Source organism: Streptomyces sp. NPDC059564 (assembly GCF_042735575.1).
Taxonomy (GTDB): domain Bacteria; phylum Actinomycetota; class Actinomycetes; order Streptomycetales; family Streptomycetaceae; genus Streptomyces.
The window spans coordinates 1-9,197 of record NZ_JBHWBP010000311.1 but is presented as its reverse complement, the minus strand read 5'-3'; the positions used below and the strand labels follow the sequence as shown (position 1 = coordinate 9,197).

Genomic DNA, 9,197 nt, shown 5'->3' with positions numbered 1-9,197 from the left:
GACCTCGGGGGCGTGGGGCACTGCGTGCCGGTTACGGTGGGAACACCATGAGCGCTTCGCAGACCTCCGACGTCCCCACCCTCCTCGTCAAGATCTTCGGCAAGGACCGTCCCGGGATCACCGCCGGGCTGTTCGACACCCTCGCCGCCTACTCCGTCGATGTCGTCGACATCGAGCAGGTCGTCACCCGCGGCCGCATCGTCCTGTGCGCCCTCGTCACCAAGCCCGCCTCCGGCATCGAGGGCGAGCTGCGGGCCACCGTCCACAGCTGGGCCGAGTCGCTCAAGCTGCAGGCGGAGATCCTCTCCGGCACCGGTGACAACCGGCCGCGCGGCAGTGGCCGTTCGCACGTCACCGTGCTCGGGCACCCGCTCACCGCGGAGTCCACGGCCACCATCGCCGCCCGGATCACCGCGACCGGCGGCAACATCGACCGTATCTTCCGGCTCGCGAAGTATCCGGTGACGGCGGTCGAGTTCGCCGTCTCGGGCGCCGAGACGGAGCCCCTGCGTACCGCCCTCGCCCTCACGGCCGCGCAGATCGGCGTCGACGTGGCCGTCGTGTCGGCGGGCCTGCACCGCCGCGCGCAGCGGCTGGTGGTGATGGACGTGGACTCGACCCTGATCCAGGACGAGGTCATCGAGCTGTTCGCCGCCCACGCGGGCTGCGAGGCCGAGGTCGCCGAGGTGACCGAGCGGGCCATGCGCGGTGAGCTGGACTTCGAGCAGTCCCTGCACGCCCGGGTGGCGCTGCTGGCGGGGCTGGACGCGTCGGTGGTGGACAAGGTCCGTTCCGAGGTGCGGCTCACCCCCGGGGCCCGGACGCTGATCCGGACGCTGAAGACGCTCGGCTACCAGGTGGGCGTGGTCTCGGGCGGCTTCACGCAGGTGACGGACGACCTTCGGGAGCGGCTGGGGCTGGACTTCGCCTCGGCGAACACCCTCGAGATCGTCGACGGGAAGCTGACCGGCAAGGTCACCGGTGAGATCGTGGACCGGGCCGGCAAGGCCCGCCTGCTGCGCCGGTTCGCCGCCGAGGCGGGGGTGCCGCTGGCGCAGACGGTGGCGATCGGTGACGGTGCCAACGACCTGGACATGCTGAACGCGGCCGGGCTGGGCGTGGCCTTCAACGCCAAGCCGGTGGTCCGCGAGGCCGCCCACACCGCGGTGAACGTGCCCTTCCTGGACGCGGTGCTGTACCTGCTCGGCATCACCCGGGAGGAAGTGGAAGCGGCCAACCTGGCCTGAGGCCCACCGCTTCCGCCTCTTCCCCCCGGGTTCTCCCCGTTCCACGCGCCCGGCCGGTCCTCCCGGCCGGGCGTCGGTCGTTTCCGGCCGTCCCGGGGGCACCCCGACGACCGGGAACCCTCCATCGGCACGAGGGACAGTCCGGCCGATCACGACCCGAACTGGCCTGGTTCCCCGTCCACTTGGGACAAACACCCTGACCCGTGCGGTCAGCCTTGCCCGTTCGAGGGGAACACGATGACTCGAAGTGTGCTCATCACCGGGGGCTCCGGCGGTATCGGCCGGGCCTGTGTGGAGAGGTTCGCATCGGAAGAGGACTGGACGGTCTGGTTCACGTACCGCAACGGCCGGGAGCGGGCCGAGGAGCTGGTGCAGGAGCTGGCGCTCACCGGCCGCGCCAAGGTGGAGGCCTTCCCCTTCAGCCAGGGCGACTGGGAGGAGCACGAGCAGCTGTTCGACCGGCTGCCGGGCCCGGTCGACGTCCTGGTCAACAACGCCGCCGTCGGCTCCAAGACCATCGACCAATACACCGACGGGCCCGGCCGGCACAAGGCCTCGGCCTTCTTCCAGATCAACGCGGTGGGCCCGCTCTGGCTCACGGAGCAGCTGCTGCCCGGCATGCTGGAGCGCGGTTCCGGAAAGATCATCAACATCTCCAGCGTGGGCGGCGGGATCTTCCAGTTCCCGGGCTTCCACCCCGCCGACGGGATGAGCAAGGCCGCCCTCACCTACCTGACCCGGCACCTGGCCGCCGAGCTGGTGCACACCCCGGTGCAGGTCTTCGCCCTGTGCCCCGGCGCCGTCGAGACCGCGATGTTCCGGGCCAGCACCCTGGACAAGCTCTCGCCCGAGGAGCACGCGACCCTCACCGCACGGCTGCCCCGGGGCCGGATGATCGAGTCCCGGGAGATCGCCGAACAGGTGTGGTGGCTGGCCGGCGAGCACTCGGCGGCCCTGCACGGCGCCGTCATCGACGCGTCGATGGGCCTCGGCGTCCACCCCGGCCTGCTCACCGGCCTCGACGTGGACGGCGGGAGGGTCTGATGGTCTCCCGACAGGCCGCCCGCCTCCTCGCCGACACCCCCGCCATCGCCGAGGCCCACTTCCGCGCCGAGGCCGAACCGTACGAGGCGCACGTACGCCCCGACGGCTACCTCAACCTGGGCACCGCGGAGAACCGCCTCCTGTGGGACCTCCTCGACGACCGGCTGGCCGCGCTCGCCGCCCTCGACCCGATGACGGAGGCGACCGCCCGCTACGCGCCGCTCCACGGCACCGGCCTCCTGCGCGAGCGCGTCGCGGCCCTGCTCTCCGCGACCTGCCGTACGCCGCTGGACGCGGACGACCTCGTGGTGATCAGCGGAGCGACCGGGGCGCTGGACGCCATCGCGTCCGTCCTGTGCGATCCGGGCGAGGCGATCGTGGTGCCCGCCCCCTACTACGGGGCCTTCGACACCGATCTCGGCGGCCGCTCCGGCGCCCGGATCCTGCCCGCCCCGCTGGACGCGGCCGACGGGTTCCGGCTGACGGCCGGAGCGGTCGAGCGGGCCCTGAAGGCGGCCGCCGCCGAGGGGACGACGGTCCGCGCGGTCGCGCTCTCCTCGCCGTCCAACCCCCTCGGCGAGGTACACCCGCCCGAGGTGCTGGCCGAGCTGCTGCGCGTGGTGCGCGCGTACGACGTGGACCTGATCTCCGACGAGATCTACGCCCACGCCCTCTTCGGCCCGCACGCCTTCACCAGCGCCGCCGACCCCACGGTCAATCCGGACTGGGCCGGGCGCACCCATGTCGTCTGGGGCTTCGCGAAGGACTTCGGGCTGCCCGGCCTGAAGACGGGCGTCCTGCACACCCGCGACCCCGGGGTACGGGACGCGGCGCGGGCCATGGCCTACTTCGCGCCCGTCTCGACCGCCACCCAGCACACCCTCGCCGCCCTGTTGGGCGACCCGGCGTGGGTGGCCTCCTTCCTCGCGGCGGGCCGCCGCCGGCTGGAGGACTCGTACGGGCACCTCGTGGCACTGCTGGACGCGCACGGGATCCCGTACGCACCGGCCGAGGCCGGGTTCTCCGTCTGGCTGGACCTGCGCCGGTGGCTGCCCGGCGGCGGCTTCGAGGCCGAGGAGCGGCTGTGGCGGGGGCTGTTCGAGACGGCCAGGGTCAGCATCCTGCCGGGCGGGGCGTTCCGCTCGCCCGAGCCGGGCTGGTTCCGGCTGTGCCACACCGTCCCGGCCCCGCTGGTCGCGGAGGCGGTCCGCCGGATCGCCGCCCACCTCGCCGCCCCCTCCCCCTCCTCTTCGACCTCGAACGGAAGGCGCCCATGAGCACCGCCCCCGGTCCCCTCGACCGCTGGTACGAGAACGCCGGCGTGCGGGGCGGCGTACGGAGGATGTTCGACGCCGAGACGGAGCAGGGCCGGGTCTTCTTCCCGGACGCCCTGGTTCCGCACCTGGCGCACCCCGAGGTGGAGGCGCTGGCTCCGGAGCGGGTCCGCGAGGTCTCCGTACGGCACCTGTACCAGTTCCTGCACTCGACGACGCACCTGGAGACCCGGGTGGTCAACGGGGCCGCCGAGCCCGTCGCCAACGGCAACTCCGGCCTGCACTTCCCCACCGCGCTGCGGATGGACGCCTTCAAGGTGTACTGCGACGAGGGCTACCACGCCCTGTACAGCCTGGACCTGGCCGACCAGGTCGCGGCCGCCACCGGGATCGCCGTGCCCGAGGTCGACTACGGCGGGTTCGTCACGGCCCTCCAGGACAGCGGGCGGCGGCTGCTGCCCCAGGACCCGCTGCTGGCCGGCCAGCTGCAGGCGGTGGTCTTCGAGACGCTGATCACCGCGGTACTCAACGAGGTGCCGCAGGACCCGACGGTGGTGAGCACGGTCCGCGAGCTGATGCGCGACCACGCCAAGGACGAGGGGCGCCACCACCGCTTCTTCTCCGCGTTCTTCCTGGAGCTGTGGGCCCGGCTCGACCAGCGGCGCCGGGAACTGGCGGCCCGCGCCCTGCCCGCGATGATCCGCGCGGCCCTCGACTGGGACCTGGAGCCCGTACGGGTGTCCCTGCGGCTGGCCGGCCTGGACGAGGACCGTACCGAGGCGGTCCTCGCCGACAGCTACGGCGGCGGGGCGGGCCTCGACCGCATCCAGACGATCTCCCGCTCCACCCTGCGGCTGTGCGCCCAGGTCGATGCCTTCGACCTGCCCGGTGCCACGGACGCGTTCGCCGCCCACGGACTGCGCGCCCCGGAGGAGAACGATGCCTGAGCCCGTGACGCCCGTGACGCCTGTAACCCCTGTGACCTACGAGAACTACCTGCGGCTCCCCGAGCTGCTGGCGCTCCAGGTGCCGCTGGCCGACGGGGTCGACGACGAGCTGCTGTTCATCGCCGTCCACCAGGTGCAGGAGCTGTGGTTCGGGCAGCTGCTGCGCGACCTGACGGACGCCCGCGACCGGATGCTGGAGGGCGACGCGCGCCCGGCGCGGGCCCGGCTGGTGCGGAGCGTGGCCGTCACGCGGGCGCTGATCGCCGGGATCCATCCGCTGCGCACCATGCCGCCGCGCGAGTTCCACGCCTTCCGCGGGGTGCTGGGCAGCAGCAGCGGTGCGCAGTCGGCGCAGTATCTGGAGATCGCGGCGCTGTGCGGCGCGGACTGGGTGCGCGGGGAGTACGGGGCCCGGGTGATCGCCGGGCTGAGCGCGCCGGAGCGGGAGCGGCTGCGCCGGAGGCTGGCGGAGCCCACCCTGTGGGAGGCGTTCGTGGCGCTGCTGGGCAAGGCCGGTTTCGCGGTGGCGACGCCGGAGGACCGCCGGGAGGCGTACGGGCGGCTCGCGGCGGCGCCGCGGGACGGTGACCCGGCCGAGTTCGCGGAGCTGGCGGAGCTGTCGGAGGCGCTGGTGGACCACGACGAGATCTGGACGGAGTGGCGGGCCTGCCACGCGCTGCTGGTGGAACGGCAGATCGGCGGGCGGCCGGGGACCGGCGGCAGCAGCGGGGTGGCCCATCTGCGGGCGGCGGTGTACCGGCGGTTCTACCCGGAGCTGTGGGAGGCCCGGGACGCGGGCGTTCCGGCGCCGCCCGGCAGGTGAGGGCTCCGGACGTACGGCGGCCCGGGGCGTGGTGGCCCCGGGCCGCGTGCGGTACGCAGTGCGGTCAGTGTTCCTTGGGCGTCCAGTAGTCCAGCAGCGTGCCCACGCCGTGTTCGAGGGACTTCCACGAGCCGGTGAAGGAGACGACGGCCAGCGCGGCGGTCGGGAAGCCCGTACGGGTCATCCGCGCCAGGGTGTCGCCCTCCGCGCGCCCCGAGAGGGCGTCGGCGAGGGCGTGCATGCCGGGGTTGTGGCCGATGACGAGGAGGTCGGACACCTCGTCGGAGGTCTCGTTCAGCAGGGCGATGAGCTCGCCCAGCGAGGCGTCGTAGAGCCGCTCCTCGTACGAGGTCTTCGGCCGGTGCGGGAGTTCCTGGACGGCGAGCTTCCACGTCTCCCGGGTGCGGGCGGCGGTGGAGCAGAGGGCCAGGTCGAAGGCGATGCCGGTCTCGGCCAGCTTCAGTCCGACGGCCGGTGCGTCCTTGCGGCCGCGTTCCGCCAGCGGGCGGTCGTGGTCGGACACCTCGGGCCAGTCGGCCTTGGCGTGCCGGAGGAGGGCGATCCTGCGGGGTGTGTCGGCGCTCATGGCTCCCAGCTTCGCATGAAACGCGCCACGGGGCGCAGGGTGTTGAGGTGCCGCGGGCGGGGCTGGGGCGTGCCCCGGCGCGCGGGGCTCAGCCGACGGCGCGCAGCAGTTGGTGGGTGACCTGGAGCAGTCCGGAGGCCTCGCCGGTGGTGGCCTGGGCCTGGCCGGAGCCGGCGAGGAGGAGCAGCAGGAGTCCGAAGGCGAGGGCCGGCAGGGCGAGGGCCCACCAGTGCAGCCGGGTGCTCGCGCCGGCGTGGGTCGCGCTGCGGCGGCGGGCGGACGGGGCCGCGAGGGGCTGGGTGTGCGTGGGGGCCGACATGGCCGCCTCCGGGGTGTGCGCTGGGACGGGCTCGCTGCTTCGAATCTATGGATCCGAGGCGCCGGTTCCCATCCGGGGCACACCCCAGTCGACCCTGAACCTGGCCCCCTAGGGGATGGTGGGGCTAACCCCACCCTCACGCTCCGCGGGCCGGTTCCGGGCGAGGGCTCAGGGGGAGGCGAGGGTCGCGATGATGGAGATGACCACGGTCACGAGCAGCATCGCGCCGAGCACGAGGCCGAGCTTCTTGTGGCCGTTCTGGGGGTTCGGTTCGAGTACGGGCGACATGTCGGTCAGTCTCGCATGCCGCATTCGTCCTCGATCGTGCGGTCCCGGCCGGCGAGGACACCGAGGGCGATCTGGGGGACGAGCAGGGCGGTCATCAGGGCCAGCGGCAGGTCCCAGCCGCCGCTGTGCTGGTAGAGGGTGCCGATGACCAGCGGCCCGGGGATGGAGATGAGGTAGCCGGTGCTCTGGGCGAAGGCGGAGAGCTTGACGACCCCGGCCGGGGACTTGGCGCGCAGTCCGATCATCGTGATGACGAGCGGGAACGCGCAGTTGGAGATGCCCAGCAGGAGGGCCCAGGCCCAGGCTCCGGCGGCGGGCGCGAGGTAGAGCCCGAGGTAGCCGGCGAACCCGAAGAGGCCGAGGGTGACGGCGATGGGGCCCTGGTGGCGCATGCGGCCGGCGAGGCGCGGGATGACGAAGGCCAGCGGGACGCCCATGACCATGGTGACGGCGAGGAGCACGCCGGCGGTGGAGGCGGAGACCCCGGCGTCGCGGAAGATCTGCGGGAGCCAGCCCATGGTGACGTAGGCGCCGGTGGCCTGGAGGCCGAAGTAGCAGGCGAGCGCCCAGGCGGTGCGGCTGCGGATGACGGACGGGCCGGCGTCCTCGCGTACGGCGGAGGCGGGCGCGGCGGCCTTCTCGCGGCGGCTCGCGGCGGCGATGGGCAGCCAGGGCAGTACGGCGGCCAGCGCGAGGACGGCCCAGATCAGCAGCCCGGTGCGCCAGCTGCCGCCGAGCGCGGAGGTCAGCGGGACGGTCGCGGCGGCGGCGAGGGAGGTGCCGGCGGCCAGGGCCATGGAGTAGAGCCCGGTCATGGTGCCGACGCGGTCGGGGAACCAGCGCTTGACGATGACGGGCAGCAGCACGTTGGTCAGGGCTATGCCGGCCAGGGACAGGGCGCTGGCGGCGAGGAAGGCGGCGGCGCTGTCCGCGAAGGGGCGGATCAGCAGGCCCGCGGCGACGGCGGCCATGCCGGCGCAGACGACGGCGGCGGGGCCGAAACGGCGGGAGAGGCGGGGCGCGGTGATGCCGAAGACGGCGAAGCACAGCGCGGGCACCGAGGTGATCAGTCCGGCGACGGTGCCGCTCATGTGGAGGCCGGTACGGGTCTCCTCGAAGAGGGCGCCGAGGCTGGTGATGGCGGGCCGCAGGTTGAGGGCGGCCAGCACGATTCCGACGATGAGTACCGGGCCGAGCCACTTGGGGGCGACGTGGGCGGAGGCGGGCAGGGCCTCGTCGCGGCGCGTGTGCACGGCCGCCTGACGGTTCATGGTCTGGACTTCTTCGTCGGACATTGAACCATCATAGAATCATGGGATGATTGGTTGTCCAGTCGTCCCCGAGAGGATCCCGCTCACATGCCGCTGACCTCGCCCCGGCGATCCGCGCTCGTCGATCAGGTGATCGCCCAGCTCCGGAACCAGATCACCTCCGGCGAGTGGCCGGTGGGGGGCCGCATCCCGACCGAGCCGGAGCTGGTGGAGCTGCTGGGCGTAGCCCGCAACACCGTACGGGAGGCCGTCCGCGCGCTGGCGCACAACGGGCTGCTGGACATCCGCCAGGGTTCGGGCACCTACGTGATCGCCACCAGCGAGCTGGCCGGGGTGATGCACCGCCGCTTCGCCGGGGCCGACCCGCGGCACATCGCGGAGCTGCGCTCGACGCTGGAGTCCTCGGCGGCCCGGCTGGCCGCGGAGCGGCGCACCGAGCGGGACCTCGTACAGCTGGACGCACTGCTGGCGCGGCGCGAGGAGGCCTGGGCGAGCGGGGACGCGGAGCTGTTCGTGGGGGCGGACGTCGGGCTGCACATGGCGGTGGTGACGGCCTCGCACAACGAGGTGCTGATCGAGCTGTACGCGGACCTCGGCGACCTGGTGGCGGACTGGCTGCGGGCGGACGTCGGCACCGTGCTCCACCCGGCCGACCACCTGGACCACGCCCGGCTGATCGAGGCGATCCGGCGCGGGGACGGGGACGCGGCGGCCTCGGAGGCCGCGGGCTACCCCTTCGTCTGCCTGGGCAAGGGCCGCGGCTGAGCCGGACGCCGAAGCCGGGCCGGCGCCGAGCGGGCGTCCGGCGGGCACCGGGCGGACCTCAGGGCCGCTGGTGGCTCACCCAGGCCGTGCGGACCTCTTTCCAGCAGCGCCCGGTGAGCCTGACCCGGCCGGCCGGGTCCAGGGGCACGGCGGCGCTGTCCGCGTCCAGGTCCCACCAGCGGTCGCACTCCACGTGCAGGCGGAGCAGGTCGGTCTCGGGGTAGCCGTTGTGGCAGTACGCGACCACCTGCGAGCCGTCGATCTCCGTGTCGCAGTCGGCGCCGTAGAGCTCCCGGGGCGCGGCCGGAGCGGGCCGTACGGGTGGCTCGGCGGGGATGTCGGCGAGGTCCACGACGGCCGGGGCCGCCGCTCGGGAGCCCGCTTCCGGGCCCGCTTCCGCGTCCGCGCCACCGGGCTGCGCGATGGCTCCGGGGATCAGGAGTCCGGTCAGGATCACCGAGGTGACCAGCAGCGATACCGCTCGGCTCGGCCTCGCGCGCACGCCAGTACCTCCTCCCCGAAGCAGCCGGGAAGATCCCGACGGGGTCAGTTTGCAGGCATCTGTCCCGGTTTTCGACTCGAGGAGATCCGGTCAGACGGCGAAAATCTGATCGAACGATGCCGCGCGGCCCC

General features: G+C 73.4%; 11 protein-coding genes. 6 read left to right on the top strand and 5 right to left on the bottom strand.

What is annotated here, in order from left to right:
* The first annotated feature begins 47 nt into the window (after positions 1-47).
* The 5 genes from serB to ACFV0Q_RS33050 all read left to right on the top strand — a co-directional run bounded on the left by serB (position 48) and on the right by ACFV0Q_RS33050 (position 5,335).
* Positions 48-1,247 (top strand): phosphoserine phosphatase SerB, encoded by a 1,200-nt coding sequence (gene serB, locus ACFV0Q_RS33070; RefSeq protein ID WP_385010418.1) that lies wholly within the window; start codon positions 48-50, stop codon positions 1,245-1,247.
* A gap of 237 nt (positions 1,248-1,484) precedes the next feature.
* Positions 1,485-2,291 carry an SDR family NAD(P)-dependent oxidoreductase gene (locus tag ACFV0Q_RS33065; protein WP_385010417.1) on the top strand — a complete coding sequence of 269 codons (807 nt, stop codon included), beginning with the start codon at positions 1,485-1,487 and terminating at the stop codon, positions 2,289-2,291.
* Positions 2,291-3,568, top strand: coding sequence for an aminotransferase class I/II-fold pyridoxal phosphate-dependent enzyme (locus ACFV0Q_RS33060; protein WP_385010416.1), 1,278 nt, complete (start codon positions 2,291-2,293; stop codon positions 3,566-3,568). The genes ACFV0Q_RS33065 and ACFV0Q_RS33060 overlap by 1 nt, the downstream gene beginning before the upstream one ends.
* Positions 3,565-4,512 (top strand): diiron oxygenase, encoded by a 948-nt coding sequence (locus ACFV0Q_RS33055; RefSeq protein WP_385010415.1) that lies wholly within the window; start codon positions 3,565-3,567, stop codon positions 4,510-4,512. The genes ACFV0Q_RS33060 and ACFV0Q_RS33055 overlap by 4 nt, the downstream gene beginning before the upstream one ends.
* Positions 4,505-5,335 (top strand): tryptophan 2,3-dioxygenase family protein, encoded by an 831-nt coding sequence (locus ACFV0Q_RS33050; RefSeq protein WP_385010413.1) that lies wholly within the window; start codon positions 4,505-4,507, stop codon positions 5,333-5,335. Before ACFV0Q_RS33055 ends, ACFV0Q_RS33050 begins: the two co-directional genes overlap by 8 nt.
* 64 nt (positions 5,336-5,399) lie before the next feature.
* Here the strand turns inward: ACFV0Q_RS33050 and ACFV0Q_RS33045 are convergent, their stop codons facing one another.
* The 4 genes from ACFV0Q_RS33045 to ACFV0Q_RS33030 form a co-directional block, all read right to left on the bottom strand.
* Complete coding sequence (locus tag ACFV0Q_RS33045) at positions 5,400-5,921, bottom strand: SixA phosphatase family protein (RefSeq protein WP_385010411.1); 522 nt, start codon at positions 5,919-5,921, stop codon at positions 5,400-5,402.
* Positions 5,922-6,009: 88 nt separating this feature from the next.
* A complete protein-coding gene (locus ACFV0Q_RS33040) occupies positions 6,010-6,240 on the bottom strand; it encodes a hypothetical protein (RefSeq protein WP_385010410.1) in 231 nt (76 codons plus the stop codon).
* 168 nt (positions 6,241-6,408) lie between these two features.
* A complete protein-coding gene (locus ACFV0Q_RS33035) occupies positions 6,409-6,528 on the bottom strand; it encodes an SGM_5486 family transporter-associated protein (protein WP_385010409.1) in 120 nt (39 codons plus the stop codon).
* 5 nt (positions 6,529-6,533) lie between these two features.
* Positions 6,534-7,823 carry a CynX/NimT family MFS transporter gene (locus ACFV0Q_RS33030; protein WP_385010407.1) on the bottom strand — a complete coding sequence of 430 codons (1,290 nt, stop codon included), beginning with the start codon at positions 7,821-7,823 and terminating at the stop codon, positions 6,534-6,536.
* Positions 7,824-7,886: 63 nt separating this feature from the next.
* Between ACFV0Q_RS33030 and ACFV0Q_RS33025 the strand changes: the two genes are divergently transcribed.
* Positions 7,887-8,564, top strand: coding sequence for a FadR/GntR family transcriptional regulator (locus tag ACFV0Q_RS33025; RefSeq protein ID WP_385010405.1), 678 nt, complete (start codon positions 7,887-7,889; stop codon positions 8,562-8,564).
* Positions 8,565-8,622: 58 nt separating this feature from the next.
* Here the strand turns inward: ACFV0Q_RS33025 and ACFV0Q_RS33020 are convergent, their stop codons facing one another.
* Entirely contained in the window at positions 8,623-9,066 is a 444-nt protein-coding gene (locus ACFV0Q_RS33020; RefSeq protein WP_385010403.1) for a hypothetical protein, read from the bottom strand.
* Positions 9,067-9,197 lie beyond the last annotated feature (131 nt).